Below are 16,807 nucleotides of genomic sequence, written 5' to 3' on the forward strand. Positions count from 1 at the left end.
AAAAAAGAATATCATAAAATCCGTGCGCCTGCAAGCGGAGGGCACACGTTTTTTGACGCATCACATAAACTAATAGAGAATGAAGCTATTAGGAGTCTATATGAATTGTCAAACACGCGAATCATCCAATATGCCGCGCTGCAAAGACGCGCTTGCGGGTATGCCGCTCGCGATGGCGTACGTGCCGTGGCAGCCGGCGTTTTGTGATACGTTTCCGCTCTGCAGGGCGCTGCAGACCGGCACCATTTTCCCGGAGCTGTGTAAACCATTCTGCGGAAGGAGAGGTGGACGCTGATGAGCAACTATATGATGCGCAATAATCCATCGCCGGTGCAGCGAAGCTGTACGCGGGAATGCCAGCAGCCGATGCCGATGCCGCGGCAGGCAGGAGAAGGATGCCGGATATCATGCCCGTCGTCACCGGAGAATCGCCAGGCGGCAGGCAGCCCCAGGGATTACCGGATGGAGAGCCGTCGGATGCCCTTTGAGACGATGAGCCAGATGCAGCTTTTAAACTGTATCAATGAGGTAAGCTTCGCAGTGGACGATATCCTGCTTTATCTGGATACGCACCCGGACGACTGCGCAGCGCTCGCATACAGCCGCGAGATGATCGCAACACGCAGGGAGGCGATGGCTGTTTATGCGAGACGCTTTGCACCGCTGACGATCGACTGCACGAACGACACCGAGAGCTGCCGGTGGGAATGGGTAATGCAGCCGTGGCCATGGGAGCCGATGACGAAAGGGGGATGCCGTTAAATGTGGAATTATGAAAAAAGATTGCAGTATCCGGTTAATATTACCACACCGAATGCAAAGCTGGCGCAGTTTATCATGAGCCAGTATGGAGGACCATATTGCAGTAACATATAGACACCAGAAAAAGCTTGTATTTATGCGGCTTTAAGGCATATAGAGATGGAATGATAAAGTATTATTTTTCTTATCCCAGACAATTTTTTCAACTACGGAGCGGATAAAAACACCCTTTGTTTCATAATCAACATCCTCATTTCGGAGAATATCATAAACGGTCTGTATGCGTTCCAGCATGGTCTGGCGGTCATGATCGGTATCGTGATCTGGCGCTGGGACAGGCTCCAGAAGGGCAGTCAGCCGTTTGCGCTCAGCAGCGAGGCGCTGTCTGTTTTCTTTGTATTCCTCCAAAGAATCAATGCCTGCTTCATAGGCTTCTTTTACACGCTGCTCCCGGACTGTCAGTTTTTCCAGTTCCTTGCGGTATAGCACGCTGTCGTCAAATTCCGAAGGGGCTGGGGCATATCGGGCGAATTGAAACTCCGCGCCGTTCAACAGCTTTTCAAAATATTCCAGTACTCCGGAAACCAATAGTTTCTCAGAGATGCCGGAGCTGTCGGAATGGATTCCTTTTGCGTATTTCCAGCACTGAAAAAAGGGATATTTCGCATGGTTATAGCCGAGCGAAGATCCGCATGTGGAGCATTTTACCAGACCGGAAAGCCAATGACGGCAGGTGGACACATTACGGCGTCTCAGAGGAGAGAATTCGGCGTCAAGACGTTCATTTGCTTTCTGGAAAATATCGTTGGCGATAAATGTTTCATGCACTCCGTCGCGCTCGATATCTTTCCAGATAAGTTTGCCTATGTAAAAGCGATTCCTCAGAATATAGGTGACATTTCGTTTCTCAAAAGATGAGCCGCGCTTTGTGAGCTGCCCGTGTTCATTTAGGCTGCGGGCAATAGAAGTCGTGTCACGGTGATGGTTGACATACTGGTCGAAGATGTATGAAACAATCTGCGCTTCGTCCGGGACAATCTCGAATGGAAGTCCGTAGCCAGGGGAACGATATCCAAGGCAGGGAGTCGACTGGTAGCCGCCGCGCATTGCTTTTTCCGTCATGCCGCGTACAACTTCCCCGGACAGATTGATAGAGTAGTACTCATCCATCCACTCAATAATACGCTCGATCAGACTGCCGAAGGGTCCTTCGATCAACGGCTCGGTAATGCTTATGACGTCAATATTATGCTGTTTTTTCAGCATTGATTTGTAAACGATAGATTCTTCCTGATTACGCGCAAAACGGCTGAATTTCCAGACGAGAATAGCAGAAAACGGGTGCTCCTCCGATTTGGCCAACCCGATCATGCGCTGAAATTCGGGACGCTTATCTGCTTTGCGTCCGGATATGCCATTTTCCGTGAAAATATATTCCGGAGAAACAAACATATTATGAGATTTGGCGTAGTCCAGTAGTAGCCGGCGCTGCGCATCGGGCGACAATTCTTCCTGTTTGCCCGTAGAGACGCGTATATAACAGGCAGCATAAACCAAACCGGATGTCTTTTTGTTCAACATAAAATCATCCTCCTGTAAAAAATATGAAAAAAGAGTACAAAAAATACACCTGTACAGGTGCCGGAGGATTGTGGTATAATCTTCTTGTTGAGGGATGATATACACAATGGCTCTGGCAGCCCGTATAGAATCTATGTAAAGCCGTTCGGTACGCCAATACCGGGCGGTTTTTGCTGGGTTAATATTGACAAACACGCATTTGCGTGCGATAATATATATGAACCACTGAAAGCGCGGATGCGTCGTAGGTGGTGTTTTCTATTTTGGATATATAACTAAGCCATATTTTTGCGAGCTGGCTTTAAGATTTAAAATGCCATTGGCAGAGAAAGTAGCCATTACATTTCCGACAAATTTATTATCAATTAACTTGCCAACACGATTTGGGAGTGCTTCATTTTGATATCGTGTCTTGTAGTAAAGGTGTACGAAAAAAGAGATAAAGTCACATATTTGAATGAAGTATGATTCTTTTGAATCTTTTTCCATAATATCTTCGATAAGATATTTAATCGGTTTATTAATATATCCGCCAAATTGAGACTGTATCGGATTGTATGCTCTAATAGCTCTTGCAGTTTTTCTCATAGGGCTGATGCGACCTTTGTCTGTAATAATTATGAAATTCCAGTCGCCGTTACTGTCGTTTTCTATGCGTTGAATATTGTATGTAAGTGCGTTTTCTAATATGGAGTATTCGCCAACTTTGATTTTAGTTTTGTCAATGATAACGTTAATTACGGAAATATCCAAGGTAGAAATTGCTAATGTAAACTTTTTCAAGATTTCAATTTTCTGTTCCCGCGTCCAGCAATAGGAACGATAAGGATTTTTATCTGTTAAAAATTGTTTTGTATGCATTTCTTCACTTACATGAAAACCGTATTCAGATTTTAACTGTTTACGAAATTTTTTGAACAGTTCATAATTCGTTTGCCAGGATTCTGTCGGCATGCTCATGCTGGTTAAAATAAATGCATTACTGGAATTGGTATTAAGACCATCATCACCAGTTTCATCACAATAAACAATTCGTGTATTCATAACTTCCCTCTTTTCTTTTGATATAAAGCAGCCAGACCAATTCAATCCTCAAACTTCTTCAGCACGGCAAGCTGTGGCTCGAAGAAAATAACATAGTTGTCCAGCTCTTTATATATGCCGTATTTGCTTCGGTATGCTGACAGGGCTTCTTGCAGGAATGCTTCTGTCACCTCCAAATATTCTGCTGTCTCATAGAGATTTCGGCAGCCATGCTCATACGATCTGATGATTCCCATTAAACCTACCATTCTGTTATAACCATGTAGCCTTGCGCGGAATTCCTGTTTGCGGTTACCGGCATCCGACTGGTCAAGAATATCACCGGCAGTAGTATAATAGTGTCCCAGCTCCTCTGCGAGGACACAGGCTTTTTCGGTTGAGGTTTTGATATCTTTATTAATCGCAATTCTGTTTTTATATATTCTTCCGTTGTATCCGGGAATGTTTTTCTCACGGACAATCAGCTTCTCGGAATCGGCTTCCAAAAGTAGATCTTCGTAGGTCAATGAAATCACTCCCACTCTGAATCATCTTGCATGATACTGTTTGTTTGTAATTTATCTTCGATGGTAGCGTCCGGGCGTTCACTCGCAGCGTTTAATACCGGTGTCTCAAATGAAACAATTTTCGTAGAACGCTCCCATTCTTTTTGTAAAGTAAAATCTACCATTTCTTTGCCGTGTTGGTCGAGGACACGGTATTTTTTTATGTGTTCAATTTCGTCATAAGACATTCGTATTTTTGCTTCGGGATACACACCGTAAATATCGTTAATAGAAACTCCAAGAACTTCGCATACCTTAAATAGAATATCAATGGTTGGGCAATTGGCACCTTGCTCCCAGTTGGAAATACGTGAGGGGGTTACGTTGAGTTTTTGAGCAAGTTCTTTCTGCGTCATTCCAGAAAGTTCCCTGTATCTGGTTATATTTGTAGAAATAGTCTTTTTAATAGATTCTTCGTTCATTCTGCACCTCCATTCTTGCATACAGAATAGCACAGAAATTTTGAAAACGCAATAAAAAATACAGGAATTTTGAATTTTATATTGACAAAACAGAAACTCTGTTTTATAGTCTAAATATACAGAAAATCTGTTTTGGAAGGAGGGGAAAACAGAAATGCAGGGAAGTGATATAAAGGCATATTTGGAAGAAAAGGGAATTAAGCAGAATTTTCTGGCAGAGAAATCAGGGATTCCGACAAGCGTGCTCAACCTTATTTTGAATAACAAAAGAAAAATTGAGGCAAATGAGTATATGAGAATATGCGAATCCTTGGACTTACCGCTTGACTTTTTCAAGCCAAAATCATGCGTGCCAGAAGTGAAAGGAGTGTGAGAGAGTGTGGGCAAGCAAAAGGCAAGTGAAAAAGCAGTAAAACTAGTGACGGGGATATTTGCAGACCCATCTGATGGATGGAAAAAGAGAACAGTTGAGAACAAATATTTCTCGGATAGTCAGAGATTTTGGCATAAGGCGGTTTCAAATCAAATCAGATGGGCTGAAATAGACATCTTGGAAGAGATAAGAGAGGCGGCTGTCATTGTCGTGATAACAGCCGCAGTTTTTACCGCAATATGTATGATGCTGTATGGAATCATTAGCTATTTAAATAAGCGGTAACTCTTTTGTTCTATTTCGATTTCACCGATTGCGTCGTCGGAATCCAGAAGTGTGATATATCCTTCGTGACTGAGTTCTCTCAATCCGGAAGCAAGGTCTCCATGATATGAAGCTTTAACTCTGGATATGTCAAGATTACCGTTTTTGTCAGTGCAATCAATTAGAAGCTTTAATAGATTTTTGTTCATGATAGTCTCCTTTCTGCGAGCTAAATGATAATAAACAGTATAAAGAAATTGATTTAGAAAATCAATAAAAATATTGCAAGAATCACAATATCTAGACTCTTTTAAGAAAATTAATGCAAAGTATAGAATTTCGCAAAGGGGATAAGGGCAAACGTGGGAAGAGAAGAGGTGAGAGAATGACGAGAGTAAACCAGTATATTCAGGAGATTCTTAATGGAATGGAAGAGCGAGAATTTACGCAGGGAGAGGCTGAAATGCTTCCTAAAATGTTAGAACATTCCATAAAGGAAAACAGCAAAAGATTTGAGCATCACAAACCCTTTACTGTTTTCAAATTTCCTACTGATTGTAGTGGTCAATAATCGGTTTAAATTCGAATGTCAATTTATCATATTCTTGATAAAACTGTTCGAGCGTTAATGGCATGGCATCAGTAGTAATGTTTTGGTACAGCAAGTATGCGATAGAAAGGTCATGAAGAATCTTTTCTTTGTCCATTGCGATATTTTCCTTTCTACAGTATTCCAGATGGCAGTCTGGTAACTACAGTATAAGACGGAGAATAGCAAAAGGCAAGAGCGAGGCAAAAAAATGTAGAAATTAAAAGATGTCCGAATTTGATAAAGGATATTTTCTGGGAGTAGCTGAAAGCAAAGCCGCAGAAAAGAAAGATACGCAGACGAAAGAGGAGAGGAGGTGAAAAAATGAATGAAGAAAATAGCATTGATGCTTATCAGCCGACTTTCCAGACAGGGGCGCTTCGAGACCCTGTCTGGTATGAAGGACAGACCGTTTTCGAAATGGGAAATGGAAAAATCTCTTGGAAAAACAATATATACCAGAGCTGCAGAAGACATTTTATACAGGAAGCGGATGTGATTGAAGAAAACAGAGAAAGGTCAATAGTAAAGGTAAATCTGGCGCGGGAAGCATTTTTGTGTAAGGCAAAGATTGTCTGTGTAACAATTGTGATTTATACGCCGATACTTATCGGGACATTAGCTCTACTAAAATAGGAGCATTATCAAAAACTTGATACAGCAGGGAACCGACAGATATTACGGCTGAAATAATTGATATTGCCAATGGGGCAAGAAAATACCATTTATTTCTTCTGTTGTTTTCCACGATAGCCCTACCAGCAGGAAGGAGATACACGGAGTATGTCGGAAGAATCGATTCGCGGTTATTCAAGGCGCATTCATGGGCATAGGAACGCACATTATGTCTTAAAACATAACGGTTTTGGTCGGTAATAATACCGAGATATCCTTCGTCCACAAAATATTCAAGCAAAGTGTATATGTAATCTCGTTTCGATTCCGCGTGTAACTGAAATTTATTCATTATTTCGCGTACGGTTTTTGAATCAGCATCATACAGAAATGCAAGTATTTTGATGGAATTACTATCGATTTTATCCATGACAAACCCTCCAAATTTTCTTAATTATACCACCAGAAAGGGAGTGAGACAATGTCAGAAAAAGAAAAAAATGAAATTGCCGAAATGGTAGAAACTGCGGAGTTGCTGGCGAAGCACGATCCGCAAAGCCTAGTGATTGCAAAGGCGAATTTAGACATTTTGAAAAGCAGATGTGAGATCGAGAAAGCAATGAGAGAAGAGAGCGCAGGATAGCAATTTTACGCATGGAGTAAGAGCGTCACGTGTAAAGTCAAATGAAAGAACGTTTCTTGAACCCAGGTTGCCGGAAGAGAAAGGAGTGTGAGTGATGGCAATTAAAAAACCTATGAAACTGAGAATAGAACCAACGCAATCTGGGGGATACGAAATTTGGCTAGATGATAAGAAACTACACCATGTGGAGAGTTACAAAATAGAGAGTTCACCATATGGAAATAAGGCAGAACTCTCAATAAAACTGTTGGTTGAATACCCGGCTAGCTAAGAAAATGCTTCAAAGCCGCATCTTTTGCAACTTCCAGAAGAATAGGGAGAGATGCGCCGGATGCTTTAGAAATGACTTTTTTCCATACAGAGTCATTCCTGATATTAGCAAGAAATTCGTGACCAGCTGGAGTAAGATCACAAATTAAAACATCGTCACCGCCTTCATAATAATGGACGTTTTGAATAAGACCGGATTCATCAGCCTGTTTGATGTGATAAAGAATTTCTTTATGAGTATATTCTGCAAGAAATTCTGATTCAAAGTTGTCCTTTTCGTATTCCCACGGCGTATCAAAATCACATTTATCTTCGACTGTGAGAAGAATACCGCGGATGCAGTCTGGATTTAGTTTCATCTTGGCTTTCTCCTTTCTTTCGTACTCGGCTTGGTAGGGCCCGTATCTAAAGGATAGGAGAACACCGAGGAAAAGTCAATGGATTTTGCGGACAAATAAGAAAGCGAGGTGAGAGAGATGTCTGGAAAATTTTACTGTAACGGTAAAAAGGAAGAGTGTAAGGATTCGAAGGCGTGCTACAAGAATGGTGGAAACTGTCATTGCACGAAGGAGATAGATTATGCAGCAGATAAAAAGCCGGAATTTAAAATTCATAAAGAGTCGAAACCGATACACGAAGAATACAGAGCAGTAAGAGAAGGAAGCACTTCTGAATATATAGTTCCAGCAGTAGTGAGTGTCATTGCAGCTTTTGTAACAAACTTGATAATAATTCTGGCAAAAATGTTGTAGTCAAGATGCTGGTAATTACAGACAAAATAATCGGTACAAAAACTGAGCACAGGAAATAGCGCAATCTTTCATTGCGAACTATTTGCTTATAATACAGAGCTTTATATGTAAGGGTGCAGTATTCATTATAACCCTCCATAATGATGTAGCCATTTTCTTGAAGATAATCAAGGAGACCTTTTACGGAAGGTTCCTTCGGCGGAAAAGAACAGCCAAAATCCGGCTTAGTATCATCATGTACGCGTTCAAACCGTTTGTTTTCGTAATCAATCCATATCTCGTCTTCATCGGTTTCGACGAGGCTTATTAAAGATTTTAGCAATTTATATGCGCTGTGTATCATAAAATACTCCTTTGTTTTTATGAAAATTTTACCACAAAGAAAGGATGATGTAAATTGAATGATTTAAGAAAAACAACAATTACCACATTGGAGGTGGCAGAGATGATGGAAGTTCCTCACAGTGATTTATTAAAGAAACTGGAGGGGCGTAAAGACAGAAAGGGTTATATCCAGATAATGACTGAAGGACAAATGTCCGTGAGTGATTACTTCATCCCATCAACCTACAAAGACGCCAGCGGAAAAGAAAACAAATGCTACGCAGTCACAAAGCTTGGTTGCGATTTCCTTGCTAATAAGTCTACTGGTGAAAAGGGTGTTCTGTTTACGGCGAGGTATGTGAAGCGTTTCTATGAGATGGAACACACCGAGCAGCAGAAAATATACGAAACCAAAGCCACATCCCTCGGTGAGGTCGCTTCCTTCAATAAGGAAATGGACAGGCGTATGGAGAAACAGGGTTCGGCACCGTGGAAGATATGTGAAGCCTTCAAAATGGTATCGGAGCAGTTTGGGATTCGGTTGCCGGATGACTTCGTAAAGATTCCGGATTATGAGCAGATGAAACTGCCGATGTAATTAGATAGGAGCATGAATCAATGGATAAACATTATGAGGAGTTCGTGAGAGCAAGAGAAGAAAGGGAGAGGTACGGAAAGGCATTACGCAGAAAGCGCAGGATACAGAAAGCGGTGGGCATTCTGATTCTTACGATAGCGTTCGCTGCATCAACTATCGGAATGGCGCTTGAAGGATGTCTGCTGGAATGGCTTGCTGCATGGGCGATTGTAGGAATACTTTCACTTGCCGTATGTTTAATTGTCAAGTGAATAAAATCTGGAAAATTAGAACTATGAGACAGGTTAAAGACCGGGTATTCCAAAGAAACAGGTACAAGTATTTGCGAATACCATGTAAGGAAGGGGGCGGTAATATGCGTAAGCCTAATATAGTCAGTTACATAAAGATCAATGGCGAATGGGTGGATCAGAAAGATATACCGCCGGAAATTGTAATGGATATTGTTGAGAAGGTAATAAAGAGAGCTGCATCAACGATTGGGTTTGAGGCTGCACGCATTTCAAAAGAAAAAAACGCCTAAAGATGGTGAAAGGAGAACGAGCTAATGCAGAAAAGAATGTATGCGGGGCTTGACGCAACAGACGGTGCCGGATTCGGTCCGACAGAGGTGATGCTGGTAGAAGCCAAAAGGGTACGCAGCGTCAGAGAGCGCGCTGTAAAGCTCCGGGAGAATGCAATGACATATATTTTCGGGACGATGATTAAGCAGATTCTTGAGGATCTGGATCTGTGGGAGGATGGAACACGATGAAATACATACAGTATTTACGCAGCTATGCTGCGATCACGACCGGGCTGCTTCTGGGTGGCGGGACATCATTTCTGCTCGGCATCTGTTCCGGCATGGAGATCTGCTCCCTGCTGTTTGTAGGGGTACTGGCATTCTCCGTCACTGCATCGGGATTTATGGCGTTGACGGAAGAACGCTTCGGGAGCGTGCGTATAAGAAAACACCGGGAAAAGCCGGAAAGAAAGTTACAGATATTTACACTGTAAGAAAAATAAGGAGGACAGGAAACATGACAGACAGAGATTTTGCCGTATGGTTGCGGAACATGGAGCTTGCTGTAAGTCGGGAAGCGCAGGCGAGAGGGATCCATATAAGCATAAATGCAGGAGGAGAAGGCACCAGCTTTGCATGTATTACAGACAGGATGCACAGCTACCATCACTGGACGTACAGCGATGGAGAAGAGGAATATATATATACGGATGATGATGAGAGTATATACAATCTCCTGCCGGAAGAAATCCGCATCGGAAAGGAACCATTAACAGAGGAGGTGAGAGCGTGAAGCAGCCGAAGAAACCAACACTGGCACAGAAAAAGCTTATTGCGGACGCCGGTCTGGATCCGGAAAAGTGGATGGTGCGGTATGAGGACAATGGATACCTGCACATCATTGACAAGGGCGTACTTGAACAGCGGGAAGTACATATCATTGACAAGCAGACAGGTCAGATTGTTAAAAGGCCGTCTGACGGCGGGGAGAACATTGGAATTGCCGGAAGAGCATCCCATGGTGGCAGGAACATGGAAAATGCCCCGGGGTTTTAGGAGAATCACCAGGGCAGAAAACAAAATATTACAAGTGCATTATAGCACGGAAAGGACAGTCATGAAAAGTATTTTTGAAGAAATTTCAATGGGAGTAGTAAAGATTTGTGAGGGCGCCGACCCGGAGAAAGTGGCAGAGGAATGCGCGGATAAGATCATCAAGGAAATGTCTGGAGTAGGAGAAGGCGCGGGAGCAGAGAACGCATCCGGTTCTAGCGGAAAAAATGAGGACAGGGAAAATGCATCCGGTTCCGGCAGGGAAAACGGGGACAAGCCGGCGGAACAGAGAAACTTCGCTGCAGATGAAAAAGCTTCTGCTGGCAGAGAGCATGAAAATTTCCTCATCAGTGCGGAAGACCTCGAGACATTCCGGGTGAGTATAGCGCATGAGGCGGGGGATCCTGGAATAAACTTTTTGGTTACTGGAAATGCCAGGAGTATCTTTAACGGAATTGCAAACCTGCTTGAATATACAGCACTCACGCTCGCTGACGGAAAAGCAGCGGAAGCTGCGATGATTGCCGGGGAAATCGGAGAAGCGGTGAAAGAAGAGATCTTATCAGGAGGTGTGCATAATGAGGAAGATTAAACTGAAAAAACTGAGGATGGAGAATTTTAAGGGATTTAAGGAAGCAGAATTTAACTTCTTTGATCATACCAGGGTATCCGGAGCTAACGGACTGGGAAAATCCACACTTGCAGCGGCATACATGTGGCTGCTCTGGAACATTGACTATAACCTGTCCAGCAATCCGAATGTACGCCGGAAGATCAATCGCCAGCCGGTCAATGATGTGCTGGTGACAGTGGAGGGGACGCTGGATATTGACGGAACTGAGGTGACCGCCAGAAAGCAGCAGAAACGGACATTTAAAAAAGACGGTTCTTTCACGGATGATAATACATATTTTATCAACGACGCGCCCAAGACACTGCGCGATTTTAACGAGTATTTCGGGTTTGACATGGATGTATTCAAGTTGTGCTCCAACGTCAACGCGTTCCTGGCGCAGAAACCGAAGGAGATGCGGGAATTTCTGTTTGGCTTGGTGGAAGATGTTTCAGATCTGGATGTTGCCCGGAAATTCGGGGAACTGGCGGAGCTTGTACCATTGCTGGAAAAATATACTGTTGAAGAGCTGACGGCAATGAATAAAGCCAGCATTACCAGGATCACTAAAGAGCAGAACGGCATTCCGATGGCGATTGCCGAAAACAAACGTTATCTGGTGGATGTGGACACGGCAGAGCTGGAGCTGCAGAAGAATGCCCTCCAGGAACAGATTCGCTCCATTAGGGAACAGCTTGACGATTCCGAAAAAGCGAGGACCGAGTGGCAGAAAAAATCGGATGGCATCATGGAGCTGCAGTTTAAGAAATCAGATATGGAACGCCTGGAAGCGGACAAGCTGCTGGCCGCAAGGTCGCAGATCCAGGGCGAGATAGATGCGGCGGAAAATGGCTTCCAGGAAGCAGTAAGGATCCACGGGGATGCAGAGCGCCGGATTGCCGCACTGGAGCAGGAAAACCGGCAGAAAGAGGAACAGAAAGGGAAGCTGGCTGAACGATGGAAGGAAGAGGCCAGAAAGACATTCCCTGGGGAACAGGATGAGTTTATCGGTATTACGGAGGCCGATCTGCTATGCCCGACCTGTGGGCAGCCACTGCCGGAAAATCTGAAGGCTGAGAAAATTGCAAGAAGTAAAGCCGACAGAGAGGAATTTTACAGAAAAAAAGAAGTCGACAGGGAAAAATTTTACAGAGACAAGGAGGATTCCAAGACAGCTATAAATGAAGCAGGAAAGAAACTGGTAGGAGAGATCAGAGCCAATACGGAAAAGATTGCAGAATTGCAGTCAACCATCGAACAGGCAAAGTCTGACAAGATCAGATACAACTCCGAAAAATCTGCTGCGATGAAACGGCTCGATGACCTGCCGGTTACGCCGGATATGTCTGGCAACCAGGAGTATGAGGCACTCTGCCTGGAGATCCGGACGAAGGAAGCGGCTCTGAAGGCTGAGAATACTGGCGCTGATTACCGGATGGCGCTCCGCGGGCAGCTGGAAACCGCGCAGCATGAACTGGATGAGGTGAAAGACAAACTGCAGGCAGTCATAAAAAATGCAGAATTTGAGCAGCGCATCGCTGACCTGGAAGCCAGCCGTCTGACGCTGGAGCAGAAGAAAGCAGACTGCGAAAAGGTGATGGATCTGCTGAACCAGCTGGATGAGCGGAAAAATACTTTTCTGGTTGATAAGATCAATGCGCATTTCCAGTTTGTTAGATGGGATCTGTTCAGCCGGGCAAAGAACGGTTCCTATAAAAAGGATTACTGCAGGCCTGTTATCGAGAATAAAGACTATGGCGACGATACCAATACCGGTCTGGAGATCCTTGCAAGACTTGATATTGCGATGGCGGCGCAGCGGGCTTCCGGCATCTGCTGCCCGGTATTCCTGGACTACGGGGAGAGCATTGATTCCTGGCGGATCCCAGAGAGCGAGAGCCAGCTGATCGTACTTTGCAGGACGGATGATCTGGAACTGAAGATTGAGGAGGTGGCGTGAGTGATGAGCGATACGTCGATATGCTGTGATATCCCGGAAGAACATAATGAGATTACCGGAAACCCGCTGGATATGAGTTATCGGAGGAGCGATTGTACTCTGATGGAGGAGTTTCCAAACGGAAGAATGCTTGATGATCTGGATTTGTCAGTACGGACATATAACTGTTTGAGGCGGCATGGAGTTCGCACGGTCGAGGAGCTTCGGAAAATGAGCGATGAGGAGTTGCGTTCCGTCAGAAATATTGGTCAAAGGTGCATTGATGAAATAAAAGAAAGACTCAAGGAGGAAGAAACATGGCAGTAAATACAGCAGTAGCAACAACAGGCAATACAGCATTATCAAATGGGCAGCCCAAAGTAGGCATTGCTACTTATCTTGGCAGTGATGCGGTCCGTGCAAACATCGCTGGTGTGATCGGTGAAAAAAATGTAACCAGATTTATTTCCAGTGTGGTATCGGCAGTGCAGATCAATCCGGCACTGGCGGCCTGCACAAATGGCAGTATCCTGTCTGCGGCTCTGCAGGGGGAGGCGCTCCAGCTTGCGCCAAGCCCGCAGCTCGGACAGTTTTATATGGTGCCTTACGATAAAAAGGAAAAGGTCAATGGAAAATGGCAGGTAGTCGCGAAAGAAGCACAATTCCAGATTGGGTACAAGGGCTATATCCAGCTGGCAATCCGCTCCGGGCAGTACCGCAAAATCGTAGTATCGGAGATCAAAGAGGGAGAATGTAAATACAATCCTATTACAGAGGAAATGGAGCTTTTCCCTATCATGGATCCTGCAAAACGCGAGGGAGCGTCAACCGTTGGCTATTATGCGATGTTTGAATTGATGAACGGTTTCCGCAAGGAGTTATTCAGCCCGAAGGAGGCGGTTGAATCGCACGCGCGCAAATATTCGCAGGCATACCGCACCGACCTTGATAAAGGTTATAAAAACAGTAAATGGACGACAGACTTTGACGCAATGGCAAAAAAGACACTGATCCGGCAGCTGATCGGCAAGTGGGGAATCATGTCCGTGGAAATGCAGCAGGCATATGAAAAGGACATGGCAGTTATCGATGAGGACGGCACGGCGCGATATATTGACAACGCGGATACGGTTGATGTAGAAGCACAGGTGCAGCAGGACATTGCCCAGAGCGCCAATTCCGTCCCGTTTACGGGCAGCGGGGGAAAGAAGGCGGGCAGCATCCCCGGACAGGCAAAGCCGCAGGCATCTGCTCCGGTCCCGGAGAGGGTATCCGGGGAAGTTGTGGAAGAAGATGATGTGCCGGATTTCATGAAATGAGGTAGGCGGAAATGATACTTAAATGCATTGGCTCCGGCTCATCCGGAAACTGTTATCTGCTGGAGAATGATACAGAATGCCTTGTGATCGAAGCGGGTGTTCCGTTCAAGGAAATCAAGAAAGCCCTGAATTTTAATATCAGCAAGATTGTGGGTGTTATATGCACCCATAGTCATGCTGACCATTCCGGCAGGGCCTATGAGTACGAGGCAGTTGGTATCCCGGTACTTAAGCCGTATGAGCAAACCACCAGACTGGCATACCTGGGCGGATTTGAGATTACTGCATTCGACCTGACGGACAGGCAGGGGAGATTTATGCACAGCAATTCAGACGGCTCGGAGTGCCCCTGTTATGGATTTTATATCATCCATCCGGAGATGGGCAGCATGGTGTATGCTACGGATTGCGAGCTGATCAAGTGGCGGTTTGGCAGCAATGTTAATCACATTCTGGTGGAAGCAAACTATGCTGCCGATTTGATAGATCCGGATGCAGCCAACCGTGCCCATGTATTAACCGGACATTTAGAGTTGCAGACCACGCTGGATTTTCTGCGGGCAAACAACAGCCCGGAACTGCGGACCGTTACACTATGTCATCTGTCGGAATGCAACAGCGATGAAATCCGGTTTATGACGGAAGCAGAAAAAGCTGTTGACCCAGGATGCCGGGTTGCAGTGGCGAAGAAGGGGATTTCAGTGGATGTAAGTTTGGTACCGTTTTAGAAGGAATCGTCTGCTTTGGGGAAAGAGTGATTAGCCGCCACGCTAATCTTAGTAACAGTGGATTGGGTTGTTACGTTAGGTGTATTTTTCATAAGAACCTCTCTTTCCGCACTGAATGAAAAAGTGCTGGTACAAATTAACAGAGTTGCGAGAAATTTTATGACGGCTAACCGCACTTTTCCCTTTTGAGGCTTTTCCTCTCCCCAAAACAGCCAATAACTGTTTTTATTATACGACAACAATTTTGAACGTTCAAGTTTATTATAGAGCAAAATGCGAACTGGTGGTATGCGCGCGGATTTTACTGGTTCCAGAAAAACAAAGAAGAAAGGAAAATTTGCAATGAATAAAGTAAATCTCGAAACATTCGCAGGCGGTGCCCTGCAGGAGAAATTTGATGCTGCTATGGAGCAGGTACTGAAAAACATGATGGACCCAAATACGCCGTGGAAAAACAAGCGCGGCATCACGATTGATGTAACATTTGAGCAGAATGAGGACAGGGACGATGCATCTGTAGGTGTTGCAGTAAAAACCAAGCTGGCAGCTGTAAAGCCGATCGGAACGAGGATGTCTATCGGACACGACATCAAGACCGGTGAAACCTATGCCGAAGAGTATGGCACGCAGGTCCGCGGGCAGATGTCGATGGAGGATTACCAGAAGCAGGAGGAAGAGAGCGCTTCCGCCGAAGGGGAAACAGAGAAAACCGTAGTTGATTTCAGGGCAGCCAGACAGGCATAAAAAGGAGGATAAAACGATGAATGGATTAAAAGAAGCACTGGAGTATGCAGTAGAGCTGAAAAAGCCGGAGATTGTGAATGTTGGAGGGGAAGATTATTCCGACAAGCGCCTGTACCGCATCTGTCACAACCCGAAAGCCGGAAAGATTGGAATGACCACGCTGACAAGCCTGGTGGAATATCTGAAAGCGGGTATCGATGACATGGATGGCAGGATGATTGTCCATGTGGTAAGCCCGACACGGGTACTGCTGTGTTCGCCGCTGGATCTGGACCGTGAACGTGAGTACATGGTGGAGGTTAATGCGCAGGTGCCCGAGTTCCGGTATGGCAGCTATATGGGGCATGAGAGCTTTCTGATCGCACTGCAGTCTAAATTTATCGGCAATGGGGACCGTGATCTGCTGCTGAGATTTGCAGGAACAGTGGAGAATGGCACTGTCGCGCAGTATGGCGATGACGGGGTATCCCAGAAGGCGACCATCAAAACAGGAATCGCATCCAAAGGAGAAGCAATCGTGCCGAACCCGGTGAAGCTGCGTCCGTTCCGCACATTTATGGAGGTAGAGCAGCCGGAGAGCGCGTTTGTGTTCCGTATGCGACAGAATGAGCGTGACGGTGTGGAATGCGCCATCTTTGAGGCTGACGGCGGGGCATGGATGAATGCTGCAATGAAGAACGTAAAAGAGTATCTGCAGTATGAGCTGGCGGAGCTGCCGCAGTTTACGGTGATCTCGTAAGGGCGGGAGTGTTGATCAACGTTACATAGCAACTATCAACCAGACATGCGTTTCACATGGGAATAAATATATCACGAGATTTTATAAGCCATGATTATTGCGTAGGGCGGGTAGAGGATTGCTTTCTATCCGCCTGTAAAGGAGAAAGATTATGAGAGTTAAGATAAAAACCGAAAAAGAAGTGGAATTAATCAGCTATTACGTTGTCCGTGGAATAAGCGTGGGATTCGATGGAACCAAGAGCGTGATTGCTGAAAAGAAATTTGAGAACAGACCGCGTGCAGATGAAATAGCGGCATTTATTTTGGAGTGCGGCTGCGCCTTTGCTTCGGTAGTTGAGAATTACTGCTGCATAGAGGACGGGCTGCCGTTTGCATGAGGGAGT

The 16,807-nt window shown here is 45.0% G+C and carries 30 protein-coding genes and 1 pseudogene; 24 read left to right on the forward strand and 7 right to left on the reverse strand.

What is annotated here, in order from left to right; genetic code table 11:
• Nucleotides 1-100 precede the first annotated feature (100 nt).
• From ACLU9Q_RS10030 to ACLU9Q_RS10040, 3 genes and pseudogenes are all read left to right on the forward strand, one after another.
• A complete protein-coding gene (locus tag ACLU9Q_RS10030; RefSeq protein ID WP_412625158.1) occupies nucleotides 101-295 on the forward strand; it encodes a spore coat associated protein CotJA in 195 nt (64 codons plus the stop codon).
• Nucleotides 295-762 carry a spore coat protein CotJB gene (locus ACLU9Q_RS10035; protein WP_412625159.1) on the forward strand — a complete coding sequence of 156 codons (468 nt, stop codon included), beginning with the start codon at nucleotides 295-297 and terminating at the stop codon, nucleotides 760-762. Before ACLU9Q_RS10030 ends, ACLU9Q_RS10035 begins: the two co-directional genes overlap by 1 nt.
• Nucleotides 763-858, forward strand: a pseudogene (locus tag ACLU9Q_RS10040) (manganese catalase family protein); the annotation flags it as partial.
• Nucleotides 859-906: 48 nt separating this feature from the next.
• Here ACLU9Q_RS10040 and ACLU9Q_RS10045 read toward each other — a convergent pair.
• The 4 genes from ACLU9Q_RS10045 to ACLU9Q_RS10060 form a co-directional block, all read right to left on the reverse strand.
• Complete coding sequence (locus tag ACLU9Q_RS10045) at nucleotides 907-2,343, reverse strand: recombinase family protein (RefSeq protein WP_296839486.1); 1,437 nt, start codon at nucleotides 2,341-2,343, stop codon at nucleotides 907-909.
• A 258-nt stretch (nucleotides 2,344-2,601) separates the two neighbouring features.
• Nucleotides 2,602-3,387, reverse strand: coding sequence for a DUF3800 domain-containing protein (locus ACLU9Q_RS10050; protein ID WP_296839487.1), 786 nt, complete (start codon nucleotides 3,385-3,387; stop codon nucleotides 2,602-2,604).
• A 41-nt stretch (nucleotides 3,388-3,428) separates the two neighbouring features.
• Nucleotides 3,429-3,893, reverse strand: coding sequence for an ImmA/IrrE family metallo-endopeptidase (locus ACLU9Q_RS10055; RefSeq protein ID WP_412625160.1), 465 nt, complete (start codon nucleotides 3,891-3,893; stop codon nucleotides 3,429-3,431).
• Between the two features lie 5 nt (nucleotides 3,894-3,898).
• Nucleotides 3,899-4,354, reverse strand: a complete 456-nt coding sequence (locus ACLU9Q_RS10060; protein ID WP_412625161.1) for a helix-turn-helix domain-containing protein — start codon at nucleotides 4,352-4,354, stop codon at nucleotides 3,899-3,901.
• Between the two features lie 154 nt (nucleotides 4,355-4,508).
• Here ACLU9Q_RS10060 and ACLU9Q_RS10065 point away from each other — a divergent pair, with 154 nt between their 5' ends.
• From ACLU9Q_RS10065 to ACLU9Q_RS10080, 4 genes are all read left to right on the forward strand, one after another.
• Complete coding sequence (locus tag ACLU9Q_RS10065; RefSeq protein WP_412625163.1) at nucleotides 4,509-4,727, forward strand: helix-turn-helix domain-containing protein; 219 nt, start codon at nucleotides 4,509-4,511, stop codon at nucleotides 4,725-4,727.
• Nucleotides 4,728-4,733: 6 nt separating this feature from the next.
• Nucleotides 4,734-5,012 (forward strand): hypothetical protein, encoded by a 279-nt coding sequence (locus ACLU9Q_RS10070; protein ID WP_412625164.1) that lies wholly within the window; start codon nucleotides 4,734-4,736, stop codon nucleotides 5,010-5,012.
• Between the two features lie 364 nt (nucleotides 5,013-5,376).
• Entirely contained in the window at nucleotides 5,377-5,562 is a 186-nt protein-coding gene (locus tag ACLU9Q_RS10075; protein ID WP_298515576.1) for a hypothetical protein, read from the forward strand.
• A 342-nt stretch (nucleotides 5,563-5,904) separates the two neighbouring features.
• Complete coding sequence (locus ACLU9Q_RS10080) at nucleotides 5,905-6,216, forward strand: hypothetical protein (protein WP_302591349.1); 312 nt, start codon at nucleotides 5,905-5,907, stop codon at nucleotides 6,214-6,216.
• Here ACLU9Q_RS10080 and ACLU9Q_RS10085 read toward each other — a convergent pair.
• Complete coding sequence (locus tag ACLU9Q_RS10085) at nucleotides 6,188-6,625, reverse strand: hypothetical protein (RefSeq protein WP_302591350.1); 438 nt, start codon at nucleotides 6,623-6,625, stop codon at nucleotides 6,188-6,190. The genes ACLU9Q_RS10080 and ACLU9Q_RS10085 overlap by 29 nt on opposite strands.
• 51 nt (nucleotides 6,626-6,676) lie before the next feature.
• Here ACLU9Q_RS10085 and ACLU9Q_RS10090 point away from each other — a divergent pair, with 51 nt between their 5' ends.
• Nucleotides 6,677-6,838: a hypothetical protein gene (locus tag ACLU9Q_RS10090; protein ID WP_298515579.1), complete on the forward strand. Its 162-nt coding sequence runs from the start codon at nucleotides 6,677-6,679 to the stop codon at nucleotides 6,836-6,838.
• Between the two features lie 94 nt (nucleotides 6,839-6,932).
• Nucleotides 6,933-7,109 carry a hypothetical protein gene (locus ACLU9Q_RS10095; protein WP_412625165.1) on the forward strand — a complete coding sequence of 59 codons (177 nt, stop codon included), beginning with the start codon at nucleotides 6,933-6,935 and terminating at the stop codon, nucleotides 7,107-7,109.
• On the opposite strand, the gene ACLU9Q_RS10100 is transcribed toward ACLU9Q_RS10095, so the two are convergent.
• Both ACLU9Q_RS10100 and ACLU9Q_RS10105 read right to left on the reverse strand, forming a co-directional pair.
• Nucleotides 7,102-7,467, reverse strand: a complete 366-nt coding sequence (locus ACLU9Q_RS10100; RefSeq protein WP_412625166.1) for a DUF2513 domain-containing protein — start codon at nucleotides 7,465-7,467, stop codon at nucleotides 7,102-7,104. The genes ACLU9Q_RS10095 and ACLU9Q_RS10100 overlap by 8 nt on opposite strands.
• Nucleotides 7,468-7,807: 340 nt before the next feature.
• Complete coding sequence (locus ACLU9Q_RS10105) at nucleotides 7,808-8,203, reverse strand: hypothetical protein (RefSeq protein WP_412625167.1); 396 nt, start codon at nucleotides 8,201-8,203, stop codon at nucleotides 7,808-7,810.
• Between the two features lie 54 nt (nucleotides 8,204-8,257).
• On the opposite strand from ACLU9Q_RS10105, the gene ACLU9Q_RS10110 reads away from it, so the two are divergent.
• The 15 genes from ACLU9Q_RS10110 to ACLU9Q_RS10180 all read left to right on the forward strand — a co-directional run bounded on the left by ACLU9Q_RS10110 (nucleotide 8,258) and on the right by ACLU9Q_RS10180 (nucleotide 16,801).
• Nucleotides 8,258-8,782: a Rha family transcriptional regulator gene (locus ACLU9Q_RS10110; RefSeq protein WP_412625168.1), complete on the forward strand. Its 525-nt coding sequence runs from the start codon at nucleotides 8,258-8,260 to the stop codon at nucleotides 8,780-8,782.
• A 20-nt stretch (nucleotides 8,783-8,802) separates the two neighbouring features.
• Nucleotides 8,803-9,033, forward strand: coding sequence for a hypothetical protein (locus ACLU9Q_RS10115; RefSeq protein WP_412625169.1), 231 nt, complete (start codon nucleotides 8,803-8,805; stop codon nucleotides 9,031-9,033).
• A gap of 23 nt (nucleotides 9,034-9,056) precedes the next feature.
• Nucleotides 9,057-9,305 carry a hypothetical protein gene (locus ACLU9Q_RS10120; protein WP_412625170.1) on the forward strand — a complete coding sequence of 83 codons (249 nt, stop codon included), beginning with the start codon at nucleotides 9,057-9,059 and terminating at the stop codon, nucleotides 9,303-9,305.
• Nucleotides 9,306-9,329: 24 nt separating this feature from the next.
• The gene (locus ACLU9Q_RS10125; protein ID WP_302591356.1) at nucleotides 9,330-9,536 is read left to right on the forward strand and encodes a hypothetical protein; all 207 of its coding nucleotides are present in this window, start codon (nucleotides 9,330-9,332) and stop codon (nucleotides 9,534-9,536) included.
• Nucleotides 9,533-9,781, forward strand: a complete 249-nt coding sequence (locus tag ACLU9Q_RS10130; RefSeq protein WP_412625171.1) for a hypothetical protein — start codon at nucleotides 9,533-9,535, stop codon at nucleotides 9,779-9,781. The genes ACLU9Q_RS10125 and ACLU9Q_RS10130 overlap by 4 nt, the downstream gene beginning before the upstream one ends.
• A 23-nt stretch (nucleotides 9,782-9,804) precedes the next feature.
• Complete coding sequence (locus ACLU9Q_RS10135) at nucleotides 9,805-10,080, forward strand: hypothetical protein (RefSeq protein WP_302591360.1); 276 nt, start codon at nucleotides 9,805-9,807, stop codon at nucleotides 10,078-10,080.
• Nucleotides 10,077-10,343: a DUF6906 family protein gene (locus ACLU9Q_RS10140; protein WP_302591361.1), complete on the forward strand. Its 267-nt coding sequence runs from the start codon at nucleotides 10,077-10,079 to the stop codon at nucleotides 10,341-10,343. Before ACLU9Q_RS10135 ends, ACLU9Q_RS10140 begins: the two co-directional genes overlap by 4 nt.
• A 61-nt stretch (nucleotides 10,344-10,404) precedes the next feature.
• Nucleotides 10,405-10,932, forward strand: coding sequence for a hypothetical protein (locus ACLU9Q_RS10145; protein ID WP_302591363.1), 528 nt, complete (start codon nucleotides 10,405-10,407; stop codon nucleotides 10,930-10,932).
• Nucleotides 10,919-12,913, forward strand: a complete 1,995-nt coding sequence (locus ACLU9Q_RS10150) for a hypothetical protein (RefSeq protein ID WP_296839590.1) — start codon at nucleotides 10,919-10,921, stop codon at nucleotides 12,911-12,913. The genes ACLU9Q_RS10145 and ACLU9Q_RS10150 overlap by 14 nt, the downstream gene beginning before the upstream one ends.
• A 3-nt stretch (nucleotides 12,914-12,916) precedes the next feature.
• Entirely contained in the window at nucleotides 12,917-13,219 is a 303-nt protein-coding gene (locus tag ACLU9Q_RS10155; protein ID WP_296839639.1) for a DNA-directed RNA polymerase subunit alpha C-terminal domain-containing protein, read from the forward strand.
• Complete coding sequence (locus tag ACLU9Q_RS10160) at nucleotides 13,210-14,211, forward strand: recombinase RecT (RefSeq protein WP_296839593.1); 1,002 nt, start codon at nucleotides 13,210-13,212, stop codon at nucleotides 14,209-14,211. The genes ACLU9Q_RS10155 and ACLU9Q_RS10160 overlap by 10 nt, the downstream gene beginning before the upstream one ends.
• 11 nt (nucleotides 14,212-14,222) lie before the next feature.
• Nucleotides 14,223-14,939, forward strand: coding sequence for an MBL fold metallo-hydrolase (locus ACLU9Q_RS10165; protein WP_296839604.1), 717 nt, complete (start codon nucleotides 14,223-14,225; stop codon nucleotides 14,937-14,939).
• A 342-nt stretch (nucleotides 14,940-15,281) separates the two neighbouring features.
• On the forward strand, nucleotides 15,282-15,683 hold the full coding sequence (locus tag ACLU9Q_RS10170) for a hypothetical protein (protein ID WP_296839615.1): 402 nt from the start codon (nucleotides 15,282-15,284) through the stop codon (nucleotides 15,681-15,683).
• Between the two features lie 16 nt (nucleotides 15,684-15,699).
• Nucleotides 15,700-16,422 (forward strand): hypothetical protein, encoded by a 723-nt coding sequence (locus ACLU9Q_RS10175; RefSeq protein ID WP_412625172.1) that lies wholly within the window; start codon nucleotides 15,700-15,702, stop codon nucleotides 16,420-16,422.
• A 151-nt stretch (nucleotides 16,423-16,573) separates the two neighbouring features.
• Nucleotides 16,574-16,801 carry a hypothetical protein gene (locus ACLU9Q_RS10180; RefSeq protein ID WP_296839620.1) on the forward strand — a complete coding sequence of 76 codons (228 nt, stop codon included), beginning with the start codon at nucleotides 16,574-16,576 and terminating at the stop codon, nucleotides 16,799-16,801.
• Nucleotides 16,802-16,807 lie beyond the last annotated feature (6 nt).

Origin of the sequence: Marvinbryantia sp. (assembly GCF_047017445.1) — a bacterium.
Taxonomy (GTDB): domain Bacteria; phylum Bacillota; class Clostridia; order Lachnospirales; family Lachnospiraceae; genus Marvinbryantia.

What these genes read in the sequence shown, in the direction of transcription:
- ACLU9Q_RS10030 (WP_412625158.1), top strand. Translation starts at nt 101, where the DNA reads ATGAATTGTCAAACACGCGAATCATCCAATATGCCGCGCTGCAAAGAC.
- ACLU9Q_RS10035 (WP_412625159.1), top strand. Translation starts at nt 295, where the DNA reads ATGAGCAACTATATGATGCGCAATAATCCATCGCCGGTGCAGCGAAGC.
- ACLU9Q_RS10045 (WP_296839486.1), bottom strand. Translation starts at nt 2,343, where the DNA reads ATGTTGAACAAAAAGACATCCGGTTTGGTTTATGCTGCCTGTTATATA.
- ACLU9Q_RS10050 (WP_296839487.1), bottom strand. Translation starts at nt 3,387, where the DNA reads ATGAATACACGAATTGTTTATTGTGATGAAACTGGTGATGATGGTCTT.
- ACLU9Q_RS10060 (WP_412625161.1), bottom strand. Translation starts at nt 4,354, where the DNA reads ATGAACGAAGAATCTATTAAAAAGACTATTTCTACAAATATAACCAGA.
- ACLU9Q_RS10065 (WP_412625163.1), top strand. Translation starts at nt 4,509, where the DNA reads ATGCAGGGAAGTGATATAAAGGCATATTTGGAAGAAAAGGGAATTAAG.
- ACLU9Q_RS10075 (WP_298515576.1), top strand. Translation starts at nt 5,377, where the DNA reads ATGACGAGAGTAAACCAGTATATTCAGGAGATTCTTAATGGAATGGAA.
- ACLU9Q_RS10080 (WP_302591349.1), top strand. Translation starts at nt 5,905, where the DNA reads ATGAATGAAGAAAATAGCATTGATGCTTATCAGCCGACTTTCCAGACA.
- ACLU9Q_RS10085 (WP_302591350.1), bottom strand. Translation starts at nt 6,625, where the DNA reads ATGGATAAAATCGATAGTAATTCCATCAAAATACTTGCATTTCTGTAT.
- ACLU9Q_RS10090 (WP_298515579.1), top strand. Translation starts at nt 6,677, where the DNA reads ATGTCAGAAAAAGAAAAAAATGAAATTGCCGAAATGGTAGAAACTGCG.
- ACLU9Q_RS10095 (WP_412625165.1), top strand. Translation starts at nt 6,933, where the DNA reads ATGGCAATTAAAAAACCTATGAAACTGAGAATAGAACCAACGCAATCT.
- ACLU9Q_RS10100 (WP_412625166.1), bottom strand. Translation starts at nt 7,467, where the DNA reads ATGAAACTAAATCCAGACTGCATCCGCGGTATTCTTCTCACAGTCGAA.
- ACLU9Q_RS10105 (WP_412625167.1), bottom strand. Translation starts at nt 8,203, where the DNA reads ATGATACACAGCGCATATAAATTGCTAAAATCTTTAATAAGCCTCGTC.
- ACLU9Q_RS10115 (WP_412625169.1), top strand. Translation starts at nt 8,803, where the DNA reads ATGGATAAACATTATGAGGAGTTCGTGAGAGCAAGAGAAGAAAGGGAG.
- ACLU9Q_RS10120 (WP_412625170.1), top strand. Translation starts at nt 9,057, where the DNA reads ATGAGACAGGTTAAAGACCGGGTATTCCAAAGAAACAGGTACAAGTAT.
- ACLU9Q_RS10125 (WP_302591356.1), top strand. Translation starts at nt 9,330, where the DNA reads ATGCAGAAAAGAATGTATGCGGGGCTTGACGCAACAGACGGTGCCGGA.
- ACLU9Q_RS10130 (WP_412625171.1), top strand. Translation starts at nt 9,533, where the DNA reads ATGAAATACATACAGTATTTACGCAGCTATGCTGCGATCACGACCGGG.
- ACLU9Q_RS10135 (WP_302591360.1), top strand. Translation starts at nt 9,805, where the DNA reads ATGACAGACAGAGATTTTGCCGTATGGTTGCGGAACATGGAGCTTGCT.
- ACLU9Q_RS10145 (WP_302591363.1), top strand. Translation starts at nt 10,405, where the DNA reads ATGAAAAGTATTTTTGAAGAAATTTCAATGGGAGTAGTAAAGATTTGT.
- ACLU9Q_RS10150 (WP_296839590.1), top strand. Translation starts at nt 10,919, where the DNA reads ATGAGGAAGATTAAACTGAAAAAACTGAGGATGGAGAATTTTAAGGGA.
- ACLU9Q_RS10155 (WP_296839639.1), top strand. Translation starts at nt 12,917, where the DNA reads ATGAGCGATACGTCGATATGCTGTGATATCCCGGAAGAACATAATGAG.
- ACLU9Q_RS10160 (WP_296839593.1), top strand. Translation starts at nt 13,210, where the DNA reads ATGGCAGTAAATACAGCAGTAGCAACAACAGGCAATACAGCATTATCA.
- ACLU9Q_RS10165 (WP_296839604.1), top strand. Translation starts at nt 14,223, where the DNA reads ATGATACTTAAATGCATTGGCTCCGGCTCATCCGGAAACTGTTATCTG.
- ACLU9Q_RS10170 (WP_296839615.1), top strand. Translation starts at nt 15,282, where the DNA reads ATGAATAAAGTAAATCTCGAAACATTCGCAGGCGGTGCCCTGCAGGAG.
- ACLU9Q_RS10175 (WP_412625172.1), top strand. Translation starts at nt 15,700, where the DNA reads ATGAATGGATTAAAAGAAGCACTGGAGTATGCAGTAGAGCTGAAAAAG.
- ACLU9Q_RS10180 (WP_296839620.1), top strand. Translation starts at nt 16,574, where the DNA reads ATGAGAGTTAAGATAAAAACCGAAAAAGAAGTGGAATTAATCAGCTAT.